The sequence below is a fragment of the Halomonas sp. PGE1 genome (assembly GCF_013000985.1).
Taxonomy (GTDB): domain Bacteria; phylum Pseudomonadota; class Gammaproteobacteria; order Pseudomonadales; family Halomonadaceae; genus Halomonas; species Halomonas alkalicola.
In genome coordinates this window covers 3,430,390-3,447,635 of sequence record NZ_CP053032.1, presented here as the reverse complement: position 1 = coordinate 3,447,635, position 17,246 = coordinate 3,430,390, and the positions used below count along the sequence as shown (strand labels likewise).

Genomic DNA, 17,246 nt, shown 5'->3' with positions numbered 1-17,246 from the left:
AAGGACACGCCATGACACTCCATCGACCGCTTGCCAAGCTGGCCGCCGCCCTGGCGGGTGCCGCCCTGTTCAGCGCCTCGCTCTCCGCCCAGGCCCGCGAGCTCTCCATCTCTACCGTGCTCTCCGACGCCTTCCCCTGGGGGCAGGCCGCCGAGCGCTGGGCCGAGCTCGTGGAAGAGCGCACCGAAGGCCGCATCACCATGCGGGTCTACCCCAACTCCCAGCTGGTGGCCGGTGACCAGACCCGCGAGTTCTCCGCCATGCGCTCCGGGCTGATCGACGCCGCCGTGGGCTCCACCATCAACTGGTCGCCTCAGGTGCCCGAGCTCAACCTCTTCTCGCTGCCCTTCTTCCTGCCCGACGAGGCGGCGGTGGATGCGGTGACCGGCGGCGCGGCCGGCGAGATGGTCTTCGAGGCGATCGAGTCCCGCGACGTTATCCCGCTGGCCTGGGGCGAGAACGGTTTTCGCCAGCTCTCCAACTCCCGCGGCCCGATCAGCGAGCCCGGCGACCTCGATGGCCTTAAGATCCGCGTGGTGGGCTCGCCGCTCTTCCAGGACACCTTCAACGCCCTGGGCGCCGACCCCACCCAGATGAGCTGGACCGACGCCCAGCCGGCGCTGACCACCGGCGCCGTGGACGGCCAGGAGAACCCGCTTTCGGTGTTCGATGTGGCGCGCATCGACCAGGTGGGCCAGCAGCACCTGACCCTGTGGAACTACATGAACGACCCGCTGATCTTCGCCGTGAACCGCCAGGTGTGGGAGTCCCTGGACGAGGGTGACCGCGAGATCCTGCGCGAGGCGGCCGTCGAGGCCGGCGAGTGGGAGATCGCCATGACCCGCGAAGAAGAGAGCGAGCGCCTGGCCGATATCCAGGAGCGCGGCGTCACCGTCACCGAGCTGACCGACGAGCAGTACCAGGCCTTCGTCGAGGCCACCGCCGAGGTCCACGACAAGTGGGTGCCGCGCATCGGCGAGGCCCTGGTGGAAGCGGCCCGCGAGGCCGTCGAGGCACGCTGAATCGCGGCGCTTACTCCCTCCGTCGCCCCCGCTACCGGGGGCGACGTCATTTCACGAGGTCGACATGACACCCTCACCTGATGCCCGGCCGGAGCGCTGGCTCGCCTCCCTGGCGCTGATCATCATCGCGGTGATCAGCCTCGGCAACGTGGTCACCCGCTATATCACCGGGGGCTCGCTGGCCTTCACCGAGGAGTTCTCGGTGTTCCTGCTGGTGGTGCTCACCTTCGCCGGCGCCGCCGTGGCCCTGCGCCGCAACGGCCATATCCGGGTGGGTCTGCTGGAGCGGGCGCTGCCCGCCGCGCCGCGCCGGGTGCTGATCCTCTTCCAGTGGGGCTGCGGCGTGGCGGTGCTCGGCCTGATCACCTGGTTCGGTGGCAAGCTCGCCTGGCAGGAGTACCAGTGGGAGTCGCTCTCGCCGGGGCTGGGGCTGCCCCAGTGGTGGTACATCGTCTGGCTGCCGCTGCTCTCGGCGGCGATGATGATCCGCCAGACCCAGCAGACCTGGGACCGCCTGCGCGGGAGGCTCAGTGATGAGCCCTGATCTCTGGATGCTGCTTGCCTTCGCGGGCCTCTTGATCGCCGGGGTGCCGGTGGCCTTCTCCCTGGGGTTGGCCGGCGCCGTGGGCATCCTGGCCGGCCTGCCGCCGGCCATGCTGGCGACGCTCGGCACCAACACCTACAACAGCATCGCCAAGTATCCGCTGATCGCCATTCCGCTGTTCATCCTCACCGGCCTGATCTTCGAGCGTTCGGGGGTGGCGCTGCGCCTGGTGCGCTTCGCCCAGGCGCTGATCGGCCCGCGCCACGGGGGCCTGGCCCTGGTGGCGGTGCTGGTCTGCATGATCATGGGCGGCATGAGCGGCTCGGGGCCGGCGGACGCCGCGGCGGTGGCCATGGTGATGCTGCCGAGCATGACCAAGGCGGGCTACCCCAAGCCCTTCTCGGCGACGCTGATCGCCGCCTCGGCCTCCACGGCGATCCTGATTCCGCCCTCGGTGGCGCTGATCCTCTACTCCATCGTGGTGCCGGGGGTCGACCTGCGTGCGCTCTTCGCCGCTGGGCTCTTCCCCGGGATCCTGGCCGGCCTGGCGCTGCTGGTGCCGGCGCTGCTGGTCTCGAAGCGCTATGGCTGGGAAGGCGGCACCCCGGTGGAGGGCGCCGAGCGCCTCAAGGTGGGGGAGACCTTCAAGCAGGCGCTGCCGGCGCTCTTCGCTCCGGTGCTGATCCTCGGCGGGCTGCGCTCCGGGCTCTTCACCCCCACCGAGGCGGCGGTGGTGGCGGTGGCCTACGGGGTGGCGATCGGGCTGTTCGTGACCCGCGAGATCGGGGTGCGCGACCTGTGGCGGCTGTTCGGCGAGGCGGCGGTGATCTCAGGCGTGGTGATGCTGATCATCGCGCTGGCCGGCATCTTCGCCTGGGCCGGCACCATGCTCGGCACCTTCCGCGACATGGCCCAGTGGATCATCGCGCTCACCGACAACGGGGTGCTGCTGCTGATCCTTATCATGCTGGCGGTGCTGGCCGCCGGCATGCTGCTCGATGCCATCTCCATCTACCTGATCCTGATGCCGATCCTGATCCCGGTGATGCAGCACTTCGAGTGGAACCCGGTGTGGTTCGGCATCCTGCTGGCCATGAACATCGCCATCGGCCAGTTCACGCCACCGGTGGCGGTGAACCTGATGGTGACCACCGAGGTGGCCAAGATCCGCCTGGAGCAGACGGTGGGTTGGGCGTTGCTCTTCGTGGTGGCCATGGCCAGCGCCCTGGCGCTCGTCGCCGTGTTCCCGGAGATCGCCCTGTGGTTGCCGCGGACGCTGGGCTACAACGTGGGGTAGGGCGCTAGTCGCGTGCTTCGGGCTGCCCGGAGCTCGCGCTGATCCTGGTCGGGGCCCCGCGTCTTCAGCGCCTCGCGGCGAAGCTGATCCGCCAGCCCGCCCGGTGAGCCGGGAGCGAACGAACTGTTGCGCCTTGTGCGTCGTTTCGCGACATTCGTTGCAAATCGGCGCATAAATTTGCACTTTTCTCACCGACTCTGTACCAATGGCCTCCCCCGATGAGAAGACGGCGGCGCTGCCTCCCTGGCCGGCGCCCCGGACAACGAAGAGGAGGCGAGATGAACCAGCGCGTCAATATCGAGCTCGGCAGCCCCGAGGCCGAGGCCTTCGAGGCCCGACAGTTCAAGGTCTACACCCACCGCCAGCTCGACAAGATCGAGGCGATACAGAACCTGCCTGACGACCTGCGCTTCGACATGCGGGTCGTCAGCCAGGTGCTGCCGTTCCGGGTCAACGAGTACGTGATCGAGGAGCTGATCGACTGGAGCAACATTCCCGACGATCCGATCTTCCAGCTCACCTTTCCCCGGCGCGGCATGCTGCGTCCCGAGCACTACGACGAGGTGGCCGAGCTGGTGCGCCGCGAGGCCTCCGCCGCCGAGATGAAGCCGGTGATCGAGCGGGTTCGCAGCGAGCTCAACCCCCATCCGGCAGGGCAGATGGACCTCAACCTGCCGCTGCTCGACGGCGAACCGCTGCCCGGCATGCAGCACAAGTACCGCGAGACGGTGCTCTTCTTCCCGAGCCAGGGCCAGGTGTGCCACAGCTACTGCACCTTCTGCTTCCGCTGGGCGCAGTTCGTGGGTGACAAGGACCTGAAGTTCGCCTCAAGCGAAGCGGACTCCCTGCACCGTTACCTGGCCGAGCATAAGGAAGTCACCGACCTGCTGATGACCGGCGGCGATCCCATGGTGATGAAGGCCAAGCACCTGAGGATGTACCTGGAGGGGCTGATGGCCCCCGAGCTGGACCACGTCCAGGACATCCGCATCGGCTCCAAGAGCCTCACCTTCTGGCCCTACCGCTTCGTCACCGATCCCGACGCCGAGGATATCCTCGACCTCTTCCGCGAGCTGACCGCCGCCGGCAAGCATGTGGCCTTCATGGCGCACTTCAACCACTGGAAGGAGATGGACACCCCCATCTGCCGCGAGGCGATCCGCCGCATCCGTGCCACCGGGGCCGAGATCCGCACCCAGGCGCCGCTTCTCAGGCACATCAACGACGACGCCGACCAGTGGGCCAAGATGTGGACCCAGCAGGTGCGCCTGGGGATGATCCCCTACTACCTGTTCGTGGAGCGCGACACCGGCGCCCGCCACTACTTCGAGGTGCCGCTGGTGCGCGCCTGGGAGATCTACCGCGAGGCGATGAAGCAGGTGCCGGGCCTGGCGCGCACCGCCCGGGGGCCGTCGATGTCCGCCGATCCCGGCAAGGTGGAGATCCAGGGCGTCACCGAGATCAACGGCGAGAAGGTGTTCGTGCTGCGCTTCATCCAGGGGCGCGAAAGCGACTGGGTGCAGCGTCCCTTCTTCGCGAAATACGACGAAGAGGCCACCTGGCTCAACCATCTGGAGCCTGCGCTTGGGGAGAGCGAGTTCTTCTTCGAGCCCGAGTTCGCCGCCATGAAGGACGAGAAGCAGGCGCTGATCATGAAGGCTTCGTGACAGGCGGTGGGCCGCTACGCCGGCCCCGCCACGCAGGAAACGGAACCGCGCCACGGCGCGGTTCTTTCGTTCTGTCCTGCCATGGCCCCAACGCGCGATAAACGCTGCCAGGGGCTAGACTGATGGGAGTCATCTTTCCGCTTTTCGTTGAGGGAGGTTGGTTACCCGTAAGCAGTTTTTTCCGCTAAAGTAGAAGAGATTGGTAGATTCCCCGACCAGGGTGTCGGAGCTGCCACCAACGATTGCCTACAACCGAATGCCTACAACGCAAAGAGGTGTGTTCATGAAACGCCATGCTTTCTCGGCTGCTGCCTTCTCCGGCGCCCTGCTCGGTGCTGCGATGTTCTCGGCCCCGGCCGTGGCCCAGGATCGCTTCATCACCATCGGCACCGGCGGCCAGACCGGCGTCTACTACGTGGTCGGCCAGTCGGTCTGCCGCATGGTCAACCGCGGCAGCGACGAGCACAACATCCGCTGCAACGCCCCCTCCACCGGCGGCTCCGTGGCCAACGTCAATGGCATGAAGAGCGGCGAGCTGGACATGGGCGTGGTGCAGTCCGACGTCCAGTATCGCGCCTACCACGGCGAGGACAACTTCGCCGAGGATGGCGCCTGGGAAGAGATGCGCGCCGTCTTCACCATGCACGGCGAGCCGCTGACCGTGGTGGCCCGCGCCGACTCCGGCATCGAGCACATCAGCGACTTCCCGGGCAAGCGCGTCAATATCGGCAACCCGGGTTCCGGCCAGCGCAACACCATGAACGTCGTCATGGAGGCCATGGGCTGGGATACCAGCGTCTTCTCCCTGGCCTCCCAGCTGGATGCCGCCGAGCAGGCCGCGGCCCTCTCCGACAACAACATCGATGCCATGGTCTACGTGGTGGGTCACCCCAACGGCTCCATCCAGGAGGCCACCACCACCATCGATGCGCGCCTGATCCCGGTGACCGGCCCGGAGATCGAGGAGATTATCGAGGCCAATCCCTACTACACCCACGCGGTGATTCCGGGTGGCATGTACCGCGGCAACGACGAGGACGTCGAGACCTTCGGCGTGGCGGCGACCTTCGTCACCTCTGCGGAGGTGGACGAGGAGATCGTCTACGAGACGGTCAAGGCGGTGTTCGAGAACTTCGATCGCTTCAAGCGCCTGCACCCGGCCTTCGAGAACCTGCAGGAGGAGCAGATGATCTCCGAGGGTCTGACTGCGCCGCTGCATGACGGTGCGGCCCGCTACTATCGCGAGCGTGGCTGGATCGAGTGATTCCGGCTGCGTCAGCCAATCACCCGTGGTGATCGATGCGCGGACCCCCTCGGGGCGTCCGCGCATCTCGTTGAGGCCCCCTTGGGGCCGGCGGCCACGGGGCAGGGAACGATTCAATTATTGACTGCGGGCAGGGCCAGCAAATGACTGACGAGAAGACAACGTCCCGTACCGCCGACGTCGACCTGGAGGATATGGTCGCCTCCAGCGACTCGGGAGCACGCAAGCCGCTGGGGGCACCCGGCAAGCTGCTGGTGGGAATCGCGGCCGCCTGGTCGCTGTTCCAGCTGTGGATCGCCTCGCCGCTCCCCTATCTGTTCCGCTTCGGGGTCTTCAATGCCACCGAGGCGCGCTCCATCCACCTGGCATTCGCCCTCTTCCTGGCCTTCATGGCCTATCCGGCGCTCAAGCGCTCGCCCCGCGACCGCATTCCGCTCCAGGACTGGCTCTTTGCGGCGGTGGCGGCCTTCTGTGGCGCCTACATGTTCCTCTTCTACGAGCAGCTGGCGACGCGCCCCGGTGCGCCCCTGACCCAGGACGTGGTCGTCGGGGTGGTGGGGATCGTGATGCTGCTGGAGGCCACGCGCCGGGCGCTGGGCCCGCCGCTGGCGATCGTGGCCACGGTCTTCATCCTCTATTCTCTGTTTGGTCCCCAGATGCCGGGGATCCTGGCCCACCGCGGCGTCAGTCTGAACGGTCTGATCAACCACCAGTGGCTGACCGCCCAGGGGGTGTTCGGCATCGCCCTCGGGGTCTCGACCAGCTTCGTCTTCCTGTTCGTGCTCTTCGGCGCCCTGCTCGACAAGGCCGGGGCCGGCAACTACTTCATCAAGGTGGCCTTCTCCCTGCTGGGTCACTACAAGGGAGGCCCCGCCAAGGCGGCGGTGGTCGCCTCGGGCATGACTGGCCTGATCTCCGGTTCGTCGATTGCCAATACCGTCACCACCGGCACCTTCACCATCCCCATGATGAAGCGGGTCGGCTTCTCGGCGGAGAAGGCCGGCGCCGTGGAGGTCTCCTCCTCGGTGAACGGCCAGATCATGCCGCCGGTGATGGGGGCCGCGGCCTTCCTGATGGTGGAGTATGTCGGCATCTCCTACGTGGAGGTGATCAAGCACGCCTTCCTGCCGGCGCTGATCTCCTATATCGCCCTGATCTACATCGTCCATCTGGAGGCGCTCAAGGCCAACATGCAGGGCCTGCCCTCGAGCAATCCGGCGCGCCCCTTCCTCAACAAGGTCATCGGCTTCCTGACCGGCCTGCTGCTGCTGATGGCGCTCTCCTTTGCCGTCTACTACGGCCTCGGCTGGCTCAAGCCGGTGCTCGGCGATGCCACCCCCTGGGTGGTGGCCGTGGGGCTGGCGGTGATCTATGTGGCGCTGCTCAAGGTGGGCGCCAGGTATCCGGAGCTGGAGCTCGACGACCCGAGCTCCAAGGTGGTCAAGTTGCCCGAGACCCGGCCCACGGTGATGGTCGGCCTGCACTACATCCTGCCGGTGATCGTGCTGGTGTGGTGCCTGATGGTGGAGCGCCTCTCGCCTGGCCTCTCCGCCTTCTGGGCCACGGTGTTCATGATCTTCATCATGGTCACCCAGCGCCCCCTGATCGCGCTCTTCCGCGGTCGCAGCAAGGTCGCTGGGGACATCAAGGAGGGCTTCAGGGACCTGTGGGATGGCCTGGTGGCCGGTGCCCGCAACATGATCGGCATCGGTATCGCCACGGCGGCGGCGGGCATCATCGTCGGGGCGGTCTCCCAGACCGGTGTCGGCCTGGTGCTGGCCGACGTGGTGGAGATCCTCTCCATGGGCAACCTGATGCTGATCCTGCTGCTCACCGCGCTGCTCAGCCTGATCCTCGGCATGGGCCTGCCCACCACCGCCAACTACATCGTGGTCTCGGCGCTGATGGCGCCGGTGATCGTGATGCTGGGGCAGCAGAACGGCCTGATCGTGCCGCTGATCGCGGTGCACCTCTTCGTCTTCTACTTCGGCATTATGGCCGACGTGACGCCCCCGGTGGGCCTGGCCTCCTTCGCCGCGGCGGCGGTCTCCGGTGGCGACCCGCTGCGCACTGGCTTCCAGGCCTTCTACTACAGCCTGCGCACCGCGGCGCTGCCCTTCCTGTTCATCTTCAACACCGACCTGCTGCTGATCGATGTGGGGTGGCTGCAGGGCTTCGTGATCTTCATCATCGCCACCATCGCCATGCTGATCTTCGCGGCGGGCACCCAGGGCTTCATGATCGTGCGCAACCGCTGGTACGAGTCGCTGCTGCTGCTGCTGGTGGCCTTTACCCTGTTCCGCCCCGGCTTCTGGATGGACAAGATCCATGACCCCTATGAGTCGGTACCGCCCAGCCAGTTCGCCCAGGCCCTGGGCGAGGTGGAGGACGGCAGCAACCTGAGGGTGCAGATCGCCGGCGAGGACGCCTTCGGCGACCCCCTGACCACCTACATCCTGGTGCCGGTGCCGCGGGGCGATACCCCGGAGGAGCGCATGGAGCGCCTCGGCATGGAGCTCTGGGTGGATGGCGACCAGACCCTGGTGGACTTCGTCGAATTCGGCGGCCTGGCCCAGGATCTCGGCTTCGACTTCGACCAGGAGATCCTCGAGGTGCTGGCGCCCACCGATCGCTGGGCCAAGGAGTGGATGTGGATACCGGGCTTCCTGGTGTTCAGCCTTGTCGTGCTGCTGCAGCGTCGCCGGCGTGAGCCCGGCGCTACCGCCGCCACCGCCTGAGGAGGGAGAAGACCATGTACCACAAGATCCTGCTGCCGCTGGACCTCAACGAGGAGCTCTCCTGGAAGAAGGCCCTGCCCACGGCGCTGACGCTCTGCCGTACCTTCGGGGCCTCCCTGCACGTGCTGACGGTGTTGCCGGACTATCGAATGCCGCTGGTGGGCTCCTACTTCCCGAAGGACTTCGCGAAGAAGGCGCATCAGGCGGTGTCCGATGCCCAGCACCAGTTCATCCAGGAGCATGTCCCGGATGATATCAAGGTGCAGAGCGTGATCGTGGATGGTTCGCCCTGGGAGGCGATCATCAAGGCGGCCAAGAAGCTCGAGGTCGACCTGATCGTGATGGCCTCGCACAACAAGCGCAAGTTCGCCGACTACGTGCTGGGTCCCAACGCCGAGCACGTGGTGCACCACTCCAAGATGTCGGTGATGATCGTGCGTTAGGCACTCACCTGGCGGGCGCCCTCGGTGCCCGCGCCCAACGCAAGCGCCCCGGCCAGACGGCCGGGGCGCTTGCGTTCGGGTGGGTGGAGTCGCCGATCAGCCGACGCTGAGGCTCGCCTCGTGGCGGGCGCTCTCGCCGGTATCGTCCTGCCACTCGATGACCAGTTCGGCGTCCTCCTGCGGTGCCAGGTGGAAACGCAGGTAAGGGTTGGCCGATACCGACTGGTGGAGGTCGGCGGCGAAGGCGGTCTCGCCGTCGAGGGTCACGGTGAAGCGCTCGATGATATGGCGCGGCAGCGTCTCTCCGTCGGCGCCCTCGCGCAGCCCGGTCTCCATGGGGTGGCTGATCAGGGTGCGAACCTCGCCGGGCTGGCCGGCGGTGAAGCGCTCGGGGAGGCTCACCCTCGGGTTGGCCAGCGGCTCGGGACCCTGGTCGTCGCCGCGCATCAGGCAGCCGCTGACGGTGATGCGCACGTCCCGGGCTGTGGCGAAGGTCTCCCCCCGGTGGCTGCGTGCGATGGCGATCACCTGCTGAGTTTCGTTGAGGCGCACCCGGGTGGAGATCTCCGGCAGGCCGGCCGCGGGACTCAGCCGGAAGCTGGCGATCTCGGGGGAAGGGTTGCCGGTGGCGAAGAGGTGGATCTCGGCCAGGTGGTCATCCTCCGCCAGCGAGGCGTCGAAGCGCACGCTGAGCGGCACCGCGGCCCCATCCTCGGAGACGTGGGGGAGCTCGAGGACGAGGCCCTCGGTGGCCGGGGCGGTGTCGCCGAGCAGCTCGTCGGCGGCCTCCAGGCGCTGCCAGGGGCCCTCGGCCAGGGCCGTCGTGGAGAAGCCCAGCGGCGAGAGGGCCATCAGGCCGGCGCCGATCAGCAGGCGGCGGCGCGTCAGGGGGCGAGTCATGGGGTGGGTCATGGATAGCTTCCGGGTGCGTCGTTCGGTCAGGTGGTCGTGGGATTGGACAGCGCCAGGGGGCCCTTGATCCCCAGCCAGGCGCCGGCGGCGATGCCCGCCAGGGCGGCGAAGGTGGGCAGGGCCAGGGTCGAGAAGCCCGAGAGCCCCTGGCCGATGGAGCAGCCCAGGGCCAGCACGCCGCCGATGCCCATCAGGGCGCCGCCCGCCATGCTGCGGCCCATATGGCCGGGCCCGGAGAAGCCCTGCCAGGCAAAGTCGCGACGGACGAGCGCCATCACCAGGGCACCGGCCAGCACGCCGGCCACCACGCTGACGCCGAAGCCGAGGCGGGTGCCGGTGGAGAGCATGGCGTACTGCAGGCCATCGGCGATGGGGGCGATGAAGGTGAGGGTGGCCAGGCGCACCGGCTCGAAGTCATCGACGCCCAGCACGCCGGTCGCAAGCCAGCCGGCGGGCACCAGGGCGCCGATGGCAAGGCCGCCGAGCCAGTCTCGCGGCGAAGCGCGAAAGGCGCGGCTGGCCAGCGCCCAGGCGGTGAGCGCGCCGCCCAGCACCAGGGCCGGCAGCCAGGCGGGAATGCCGAGCAGCCCGGGCAGGTCCCGGGCGGGGAGGGTGAGGGTGGTGGCGCCCTCCAGCCAGACGCGCAGCGGGGCGAGCAGGCCGGAGAGCGTCATGGCGGCGGCGAGCCCGAGGCAGACCAGCACCACGAAGCTTCTCAGGTTGCCGCCGCCGAGCAGCACCAGGGCGCGGGCGCCGCAGCCGTTGGCCAGCGTCATGCCGTAGCCGAACAGCACGCCGCCCAGGGGCACCGCCAGCCAGGAGGCGCTGGGGGGCAGGTAGAGGGCGCCACCCAGCGACACCACCCCGAAAGCGGCCAGCCCCTGGCTGCCCAGCAGGGCCACGGCCATGGCCAGGGCGAAGGCGCGCAGCTTGCGGCTATCCCCGGCCGTCCAACTGTGGTTGAGGCCGCGCAGCAGGCAGAAACCGCTGGCCTGGGCGGTGGCACCGAAGGCCAGGCCGATCACCAGGCCCGACCAGGCCACCAGCTCGGTATGGCTCATGGAAGACTCCTCGATCCTTCAACGAAACGGGGCCACCCGAAGGTGGCCCTGCGCATCATATCACTGCCGCTCCCGGGTCAGACGCTGGTGCCCCAGGTGTCCTGGCAGATGGCGTTGTACCAGCCCACGGCGTACTCGGCCTCGAGTGCCCGGATATGGTCCGGGGCGTCGGCCGGGCTGAGCCCGCCGGCGCCCTCCACCTCGGCGATGACGCCTTCCTGGACCCGGTAGACCCCGGCCACCGAGATGCCGTACTCGGGGCCGATCAGGCTGTAGCAGGTGTTGGTCCAGTAGGGCTCCGGGGCGGCGCGGCCCGAGAGGTCCGCGGCGATGGCGGCGGCCACCACCTTGGCCTGGTTATTGGCGCAGAAGCCCGACTTGGGAATCGGCGCGGCCACCGTGGCATCGCCCACCACATAGATGTCGCGGACCCGCTCGGACTCGAAGGTCTCGGCCTTGACCGGCACCCAGCCGGACTCATCGGTGACGCCTGCGCGCTCGGCGATGAAGCCCGCCTTCTGGGGCGGGATCACATTGAGCACATCGGCCCGGTGGCGGGTGCCGAACTCGGTCTCCACCTCGAGGTTCTCGGCATCCACCCGGGTCACGCGGCCGTCGCCGGAGAGGCCCACCCACTCGATGCGGTCGCCGTAGAGGCGTTCCCAGCCGGCGGTGAACAGCCCCTGCTTGGAGAAGTTGTCCTTGGCGTCGAGGATCAGCACCTTCGAGTTGGGCTTATGCTGGCTGAAGTAGTGGGCCACCATGCTGGCGCGCTCGTAGGGTCCCGGCGGGCAGCGGAAGGGGTTCTCGGGGGCCACCATCACGAAGGTACCGCCGTCGTCCATCTCCTCGAGCTGGCGGCGCAGCAGCTCGGACTGGGCGCCGGCCTTCCAGGCGTGGGGCGCGAGCTCGGCGGCCGCCTCGTCGTACCCCTCGAGGGCGTTCCAGCGGAAGTCGATGCCCGGCGAGAGCACCAGGCGATCGTAGGCCAGGGTCTCGCCGTTGGAGAGGCGCACGCGGTGCCCGTCGGGGTCGACGTCCTCGGCCAGGGCATGCACCACCCGCACGCCGTAGCGATCGCGCAGTTCGTCATAGCCGTGGGCGATGGAGCGCATGTCGCGCAGGCCGCCCAGGAAGAGGTTGCTGAACGGGCAGGTGTAGAAGACCTCCGCGGGCTCCACCAGGGTGACCTCGATGGCCGGATTGGCCCGCTTGAGGTACTTGGCGGCGGTGGCGCCACCGAAGCCGCCACCGATCACCACCACGCGGCCGGCGGAGCCATTGGCGATGGCGAAGGGGGCAATACCGCCCAGCAGGGGCAGGGCCGAGGCGGCGCCGATGCCCTGCAGGAAGCGACGCCGGGAAACGCCCTGGCGTTGGGAATCATGACTCATGGGGCCTCCTCAGGGCGCGTCGATGGTGGCGAAGTGGCCGGCCAGCGCCGAGAGTTCCTCGTCGCTGAAGCCGCGGGCGATACGGTTCATCACCGTGGTGTCCGGAATCTCATCGCGCTTGAAGGCGAGCAGGCGCGACTCCAGCACGGCCTGGGGCCGGCCGGCGATGGCGGGCACCGGACCGGAGAGGCGGCCATCGGTGCCGTGGCAACTGGCGCAGCCCCCGGCCATCACCTCGAGCTGCTCGCGGGAGAATTCATCATCGGCATGGGCGGCCAGGGCCAGGCCGCCAAGTAGCAGGGCCCCCAGCAGGGAGACCGCCATGGGTCGTGGCAGGGTCATCGTCAGGTTCCTTGGGCTGGGCCCCGAGGGGGCTTTTCTTCTGGTTCTGGTCTGGAGTTATGGCAGAACGCCATGCTAGGGCAGCCATGGCCAGTCTGACAAAGAACCAATCGTGATCAGCTTATGTATCTCACGCCGGAAAGCGTGGAATTCGCGAGGGTGGCCAGGCGGCAGGATTGACTCCGGTCAACTACATTAATCCTGAGTTAAGTGGTTAAGGCGGCATTAGGTCGCAGGCCGGTGCCGGAACCGTCCCGCGGGAAGCGGGAATTACATGGCGCAACAGGGGTGACACCATGAACGCGGCAACAACAAAAGCGGATCACAAGGCTGCAGCGCCCAGGGTCAAGATCACCATCAACCCGGTGGGCATGGATCGGCCGAGGGCCTGGCTGGCGGCCGGCATCGAGGATTTCCGCCAGGCCACGGCGGTGAGCCTCGCCTACGGCATGTTCTGGGTGGGCCTGAGCATCGCCATCACCGCCGGGGCCATCACCCTGGGGCTTTGGCACTGGCTGCTGCCCATGGTGGCAGGCTTCATGTTCATCGGCCCGCTGGTGGCGGTGGGTTCCTACGGCGTCAGTCGCGCCCTGGAGGCGAATCGGGCTCCCCACCTGGGAGATGCCTTCGAGGCCTGGCGGCCTCACGCCGGCCAGCTCGCCATGATGGGCGTGATGATGATGATCTTCTTCCTGGCCTGGATTCGGCTGGCGACCCTGCTCTTCGCCCTCTTCTTCGGTTTCGAGGTGCCGAGCCCGGCCACCCTCTACTCCGCCCTGCTGACTACCCCCGAGGGCCTCGGGATGATCGCCGTGGGCAGCGTGCTGGGGGGCATCCTCGCCTTCGGCGCCTTCGCCATCAGCGTGGTGGCCATTCCGACCCTGATGCACCACGACCTCACCTTCATGGAGGGCATCGAGGCCAGCGTGCGTTCCGTGGGGCGCAACTTCCGCCCGATGCTGCTGTGGGCGGCGATCCTGACCGGCTGTGTGCTTGTCGGTGTGCTGACCTTCTACATCGGCCTGGCGCTGATCCTGCCGGTGCTGGGCTTCGCCAGCTGGCACGCCTACGAGGATCTGGTGCGTGTCGACGTGATCGAGGAGGACGGCGAACTGCACGGCTGAGCCCGCTCGCCCTGCCGGGGCCAGGGCACTATGCTGGGGGGCGTTGACGCCCCCCTTTTCGTTGCTGGCGCCATCCCGGCCCCCACAAGGTGATGCCATGCCGATACTTCGCCCGCTTGCCTGCCTCCTGCTCCTGTTTCCCCTGGTGCCGCTGCATGCCCAGACGCTGTCGCCCGCGGGCGGAGGCCAGACCATTGCCCATGAGCTCGATGCCTGCCTGGCGGAGGCCCAGTGGCTGTCCGAACCCGCCCTGGCGTGTGCCCGGGAGGCCGGGATACGCTGGGAGGAGGAGGTGGAGCGCCTCGGTGCACGGCTCGACAAGGTGCTCGGGCGGGAGGCGCGCCTGGCCCTGGAGGCCTCTCGGGCGGCCTGGGAAGAGGGGCGAGAGGCCGACCTGGCTCTGGTCGAGGCCTATCATGGTCAGCTCGCCGAGGCGCGGCTGGGCGACCCGGACCTGCTGCCGCTGTCCCGGCAGCTGCACCGTAACGCCGTGTGGGAGCAGCGTGCCCGCTATCTGCAGCGGCTGCTGGAGGGCCTCGAGGAGCAGCGGCCTGACCCGGTCCGGGAGAGCCCCTGACGGCAACGGGCAGATCATCCCTTTTCCTAACTGATCTTTGTCTTCTGATCGGGTAGGCTTGTGCCACTCCCGGATCTCTCCACAGGATTGCCCTCCATGCGCCAACGCATCCTGCCCCTGCTGCTTGCCCTGGTGTCACTCTCGTGCCTGGCGCCGTCCGCCGTCGCCGAGGAGACGCTGCCGGCGCCGAGCGGCGAGGTGCTGCTCACCATCAGCGGCAACCTCGACTTCCCCAATGGGGAGGACGAGGCCCGCTTCGATCGCGAGATGCTGATGGCCATCGCGCCCACCGTAATCGAGACCCGCACCCCCTGGCACGCCGACCGCGGCCGCTACGAGGGCCCGCTGCTGCGGGAGGTGCTGGCGGCCGCCGGCGTGCGCAGCGATCGTGTCCTGGTGCGGGCGCTCAACGACTTCGAGGCGGAGATCCCGCTCGCCGACCTCCACGACTATGACGTCATCCTGGCCATGAGTCGCAACGGCTCGCCGATGCAGATCCGCGAGTTCGGCCCGCTGTTCGTGCTCTATCCCTTCGACGACCACCCGGAGCTGCACAACGAGTCCGTGCGCTTTCGTTCGGTGTGGCAGGTCGTGCACATTCACGCCCCCTGAGGGCCCGCTATCGGGAGCGTCCCATGCTGCGCCTGCCCCTGCGCGTCAAGCTCGGCGCCATCAGCGCGCTGCTGCTGCTGGCGGCGGCGCTGGTGGTGGTAGGCCTGGTCTCCTGGCGCCAGGACAGCCTGGCCCAGAGCGTGGGCGGGGATGCCTCCTGGCACGCCTACAAGCTCGACCGCGACGTGGTGCAGCTGCGCAACTACCTGGCGCAGCCGGACGCCGACCATGCGGGCCTGGCGCTGCGCTTCGAGCTCTTCTACAGCCGGCTCTTCCTGATGCGAGGGGGGGGCGATATCACCGAGCTGCTGGCCACGATTCCCGCGGCCAGCGCTCTGCTGGACGAGATCGAGCAGCGCATCGATGCCCTCGACCTCATGATCGATGCGCTCGAGGCGCTGCACGAGAGCGACCGCCTTGCCCTGGACCAGCACCTCGATACCCTGGGCAATCGTACCGAGCGGCTGGTGATCGCCATCAATGGCCACCTGGCCGAGACCGCCACCCGTGAGCGTGGCCAGTTGCAGCGGCTCTATGCCCTGCTGCTGGTGCTGATCCTGGCGATGAGCCTCTCGGCCATGCTGGTGGCGCTGATCCTGTTCCGCGAGGCCCGTGACAACGCGGCGGCGCGGCGTGACCTGGAGGTGCTGAGCCGGGAGCTGGAGGCGACCGCTCGGCAGGCGGAGTCGGCCAACCAGGCCAAGTCGGAGTTTCTGGCCACCGTCAGCCACGAGATCCGCACCCCGCTCAACGGGGTCATCGGCATGAGTGATGTGCTGCTGGAGCACCGGCTCGAGGGGGAGGCGCGCCAGTGCGTGACCACCATCCACGACAGCGCCGGGCTGCTGCTGGAGCTGATCAACGACCTGCTGGACTTCTCCAAGATCGAGGCGGGACGCCTGGAGCTGGAGCAGCGCGCCATGGCGCTGGATGAACTCGTCGATGGCGTGGTGGCGCTGCTGGCGCCGCGCGCCGAGGCTCGCGGCGTGGCATTGCGGACGCGGCTGGACCCGCAACTGCCGGCACGGGTACTGGCCGATCCGGGGCGCTTGCGCCAGGTGCTGATCAACCTGGTCTCCAACGCGGTGAAGTTCACCGCGCAGGGCGAGATTCGCCTGGAGGTGAGCGCCGAAGGGGGCGGGCGATTCCGCTTCGAGGTGGTGGATACCGGCTGCGGTATCGCTCCCGAACAGCTCACGCGGATCTTCGAGCCGTTCCGGCAGGGCAATGCCTCCACTGCTCGGCGCTTCGGTGGCACTGGGCTGGGCCTGGCGATCTGTCGCCGGCTGGTGGAGGCCATGGGGGGGCGCATCGAGGTCGCCAGCGAACCCGGGGTGGGCAGCCGCTTCTGGTTTGTGCTGTCGCTGGCGACCGCCGAGGCGCCTGATCCGGACGCGCTGCCGGCGGCAGGGCGCTCTCGCCACCTGGACCTGCAGAGCACCCACCTACTGGTGGTGGAGGACAACCCCGTCAACCAGCAGGTGGCCAGGGCCATGCTGGAGCGCCTCGGCTGTTCGGTCACCATGGCCGGCTCCGGTGCGGCCGCCCTACAGCTGGCCGCGGCAGGCCGCTTTGACCTGATCTTCATGGATATCCAGATGCCGGACATGGACGGCCTGGAGGTGACCCGCCGGCTGCGCGCCCGCGATGGCTGGGAGTCCCGGGTGCCGATCGTGGCAATGACGGCCGGTGGTCCCGGAGGCGAGCAGGCCCGCTGCCTGGCCGCCGGCATGAACGGCTACCTCACCAAGCCCCTGCGCCAGGAAGAGTTGCTGGAGGCGCTGTTCCGCCACCTGAGCGGAGGGGGTGCGCATGAACCCGTGCGCGCCGCGGTGCCCGCCTCCGGGCGCGACAGCCTGATCGATCCGCTGACGCTGCAGGCGCTGCGCGACTCCGTGGGCGAGGAGGGGCTTGCGTCGCTGATGGTGCTCTTCTGTGGCCAGGTCGAGGCGCGACTGGCGACCCTCGCGCGAGCCCTCGGCGAGGGCGATCTGCAGGAGGCGCAACATGCGGCTCACCAGCTCAAGGGCGAGTCGGCGAGCCTGGGTGCCGTCAAGGTGGCCGGCCTCGCCACGCGCCTCGAGCGCCTAGCCCAGTCCGGTGACCGGCAGGCGGCCCGGGGGCTGCTGGGAGAACTGAAGCGCTGCCTGGAGGCCACCATGGAGGCACTGCAGGCCTGGCGGGTGCCGCCGAACCGCTGACCCCGGCGTTTGTGGGGCGCACGCCGGGACGCCTACACTGGGGCGAGC

Annotated in this window: 15 protein-coding genes; 11 read left to right on the top strand and 4 right to left on the bottom strand. The window is 68.3% G+C overall.

Features of this window, described 5'->3' with window-relative positions; genetic code table 11:
- Window positions 1-11 precede the first annotated feature (11 nt).
- The 7 genes from HIR79_RS16175 (at window position 12) to HIR79_RS16145 (ending at window position 8,975) form a co-directional block, all read left to right on the top strand.
- The gene (locus HIR79_RS16175; protein ID WP_169959114.1) at window positions 12-1,022 is read left to right on the top strand and encodes a DctP family TRAP transporter solute-binding subunit; all 1,011 of its coding nucleotides are present in this window, start codon (window positions 12-14) and stop codon (window positions 1,020-1,022) included.
- Window positions 1,023-1,086: 64 nt separating this feature from the next.
- On the top strand, window positions 1,087-1,566 hold the full coding sequence (locus HIR79_RS16170; protein WP_169959113.1) for a TRAP transporter small permease: 480 nt from the start codon (window positions 1,087-1,089) through the stop codon (window positions 1,564-1,566).
- Window positions 1,556-2,863 (top strand): TRAP transporter large permease, encoded by a 1,308-nt coding sequence (locus HIR79_RS16165; RefSeq protein ID WP_169959112.1) that lies wholly within the window; start codon window positions 1,556-1,558, stop codon window positions 2,861-2,863. The genes HIR79_RS16170 and HIR79_RS16165 overlap by 11 nt, the downstream gene beginning before the upstream one ends.
- 278 nt (window positions 2,864-3,141) lie before the next feature.
- Entirely contained in the window at window positions 3,142-4,530 is a 1,389-nt protein-coding gene (locus tag HIR79_RS16160) for a KamA family radical SAM protein (RefSeq protein ID WP_169959111.1), read from the top strand.
- Window positions 4,531-4,813: 283 nt separating this feature from the next.
- Complete coding sequence (locus HIR79_RS16155; protein ID WP_169959110.1) at window positions 4,814-5,794, top strand: TAXI family TRAP transporter solute-binding subunit; 981 nt, start codon at window positions 4,814-4,816, stop codon at window positions 5,792-5,794.
- 143 nt (window positions 5,795-5,937) lie between these two features.
- Window positions 5,938-8,532 (top strand): TRAP transporter permease, encoded by a 2,595-nt coding sequence (locus tag HIR79_RS16150; RefSeq protein ID WP_169959109.1) that lies wholly within the window; start codon window positions 5,938-5,940, stop codon window positions 8,530-8,532.
- A 14-nt stretch (window positions 8,533-8,546) separates the two neighbouring features.
- Entirely contained in the window at window positions 8,547-8,975 is a 429-nt protein-coding gene (locus HIR79_RS16145; protein ID WP_169959108.1) for a universal stress protein, read from the top strand.
- Window positions 8,976-9,071: 96 nt separating this feature from the next.
- Here the strand turns inward: HIR79_RS16145 and soxZ are convergent, their stop codons facing one another.
- The 4 genes from soxZ to HIR79_RS16125 all read right to left on the bottom strand — a co-directional run bounded on the left by soxZ (window position 9,072) and on the right by HIR79_RS16125 (window position 12,684).
- Window positions 9,072-9,887: a thiosulfate oxidation carrier complex protein SoxZ gene (soxZ, locus tag HIR79_RS16140; protein ID WP_169959107.1), complete on the bottom strand. Its 816-nt coding sequence runs from the start codon at window positions 9,885-9,887 to the stop codon at window positions 9,072-9,074.
- Window positions 9,888-9,913: 26 nt separating this feature from the next.
- Window positions 9,914-10,948: a YeeE/YedE family protein gene (locus tag HIR79_RS16135; protein ID WP_169959106.1), complete on the bottom strand. Its 1,035-nt coding sequence runs from the start codon at window positions 10,946-10,948 to the stop codon at window positions 9,914-9,916.
- 77 nt (window positions 10,949-11,025) lie between these two features.
- A complete protein-coding gene (locus HIR79_RS16130) occupies window positions 11,026-12,342 on the bottom strand; it encodes an FCSD flavin-binding domain-containing protein (RefSeq protein WP_169959105.1) in 1,317 nt (438 codons plus the stop codon).
- Window positions 12,343-12,351: 9 nt separating this feature from the next.
- Window positions 12,352-12,684, bottom strand: coding sequence for a c-type cytochrome (locus tag HIR79_RS16125; RefSeq protein WP_110069847.1), 333 nt, complete (start codon window positions 12,682-12,684; stop codon window positions 12,352-12,354).
- A gap of 296 nt (window positions 12,685-12,980) precedes the next feature.
- Between HIR79_RS16125 and HIR79_RS16120 the strand changes: the two genes are divergently transcribed.
- The 4 genes from HIR79_RS16120 to HIR79_RS16105 all read left to right on the top strand — a co-directional run bounded on the left by HIR79_RS16120 (window position 12,981) and on the right by HIR79_RS16105 (window position 17,198).
- Window positions 12,981-13,808, top strand: a complete 828-nt coding sequence (locus tag HIR79_RS16120; RefSeq protein WP_169959104.1) for a DUF2189 domain-containing protein — start codon at window positions 12,981-12,983, stop codon at window positions 13,806-13,808.
- 97 nt (window positions 13,809-13,905) lie between these two features.
- Entirely contained in the window at window positions 13,906-14,385 is a 480-nt protein-coding gene (locus HIR79_RS16115) for a hypothetical protein (RefSeq protein WP_110069849.1), read from the top strand.
- A gap of 96 nt (window positions 14,386-14,481) precedes the next feature.
- Window positions 14,482-14,997 (top strand): putative pterin-binding protein, encoded by a 516-nt coding sequence (locus tag HIR79_RS16110; protein ID WP_110069850.1) that lies wholly within the window; start codon window positions 14,482-14,484, stop codon window positions 14,995-14,997.
- 23 nt (window positions 14,998-15,020) lie between these two features.
- On the top strand, window positions 15,021-17,198 hold the full coding sequence (locus HIR79_RS16105; protein WP_169959103.1) for an ATP-binding protein: 2,178 nt from the start codon (window positions 15,021-15,023) through the stop codon (window positions 17,196-17,198).
- The last annotated feature ends 48 nt before the right edge of the window (window positions 17,199-17,246 follow it).

Bases quoted from the DNA above. Each gene is read 5' to 3' on its own strand.
- HIR79_RS16125 (WP_110069847.1), bottom strand. From the start codon at position 12,684: ATGACCCTGCCACGACCCATGGCGGTCTCCCTGCTGGGGGCCCTGCTA.
- HIR79_RS16115 (WP_110069849.1), top strand. From the start codon at position 13,906: ATGCCGATACTTCGCCCGCTTGCCTGCCTCCTGCTCCTGTTTCCCCTG.
- HIR79_RS16160 (WP_169959111.1), top strand. From the start codon at position 3,142: ATGAACCAGCGCGTCAATATCGAGCTCGGCAGCCCCGAGGCCGAGGCC.
- HIR79_RS16130 (WP_169959105.1), bottom strand. From the start codon at position 12,342: ATGAGTCATGATTCCCAACGCCAGGGCGTTTCCCGGCGTCGCTTCCTG.
- HIR79_RS16175 (WP_169959114.1), top strand. From the start codon at position 12: ATGACACTCCATCGACCGCTTGCCAAGCTGGCCGCCGCCCTGGCGGGT.
- HIR79_RS16135 (WP_169959106.1), bottom strand. From the start codon at position 10,948: ATGAGCCATACCGAGCTGGTGGCCTGGTCGGGCCTGGTGATCGGCCTG.
- HIR79_RS16145 (WP_169959108.1), top strand. From the start codon at position 8,547: ATGTACCACAAGATCCTGCTGCCGCTGGACCTCAACGAGGAGCTCTCC.
- HIR79_RS16170 (WP_169959113.1), top strand. From the start codon at position 1,087: ATGACACCCTCACCTGATGCCCGGCCGGAGCGCTGGCTCGCCTCCCTG.
- HIR79_RS16150 (WP_169959109.1), top strand. From the start codon at position 5,938: ATGACTGACGAGAAGACAACGTCCCGTACCGCCGACGTCGACCTGGAG.
- HIR79_RS16110 (WP_110069850.1), top strand. From the start codon at position 14,482: ATGCGCCAACGCATCCTGCCCCTGCTGCTTGCCCTGGTGTCACTCTCG.
- HIR79_RS16105 (WP_169959103.1), top strand. From the start codon at position 15,021: ATGCTGCGCCTGCCCCTGCGCGTCAAGCTCGGCGCCATCAGCGCGCTG.
- HIR79_RS16165 (WP_169959112.1), top strand. From the start codon at position 1,556: ATGAGCCCTGATCTCTGGATGCTGCTTGCCTTCGCGGGCCTCTTGATC.
- HIR79_RS16155 (WP_169959110.1), top strand. From the start codon at position 4,814: ATGAAACGCCATGCTTTCTCGGCTGCTGCCTTCTCCGGCGCCCTGCTC.
- HIR79_RS16120 (WP_169959104.1), top strand. From the start codon at position 12,981: ATGAACGCGGCAACAACAAAAGCGGATCACAAGGCTGCAGCGCCCAGG.
- soxZ (WP_169959107.1), bottom strand. From the start codon at position 9,887: ATGACCCACCCCATGACTCGCCCCCTGACGCGCCGCCGCCTGCTGATC.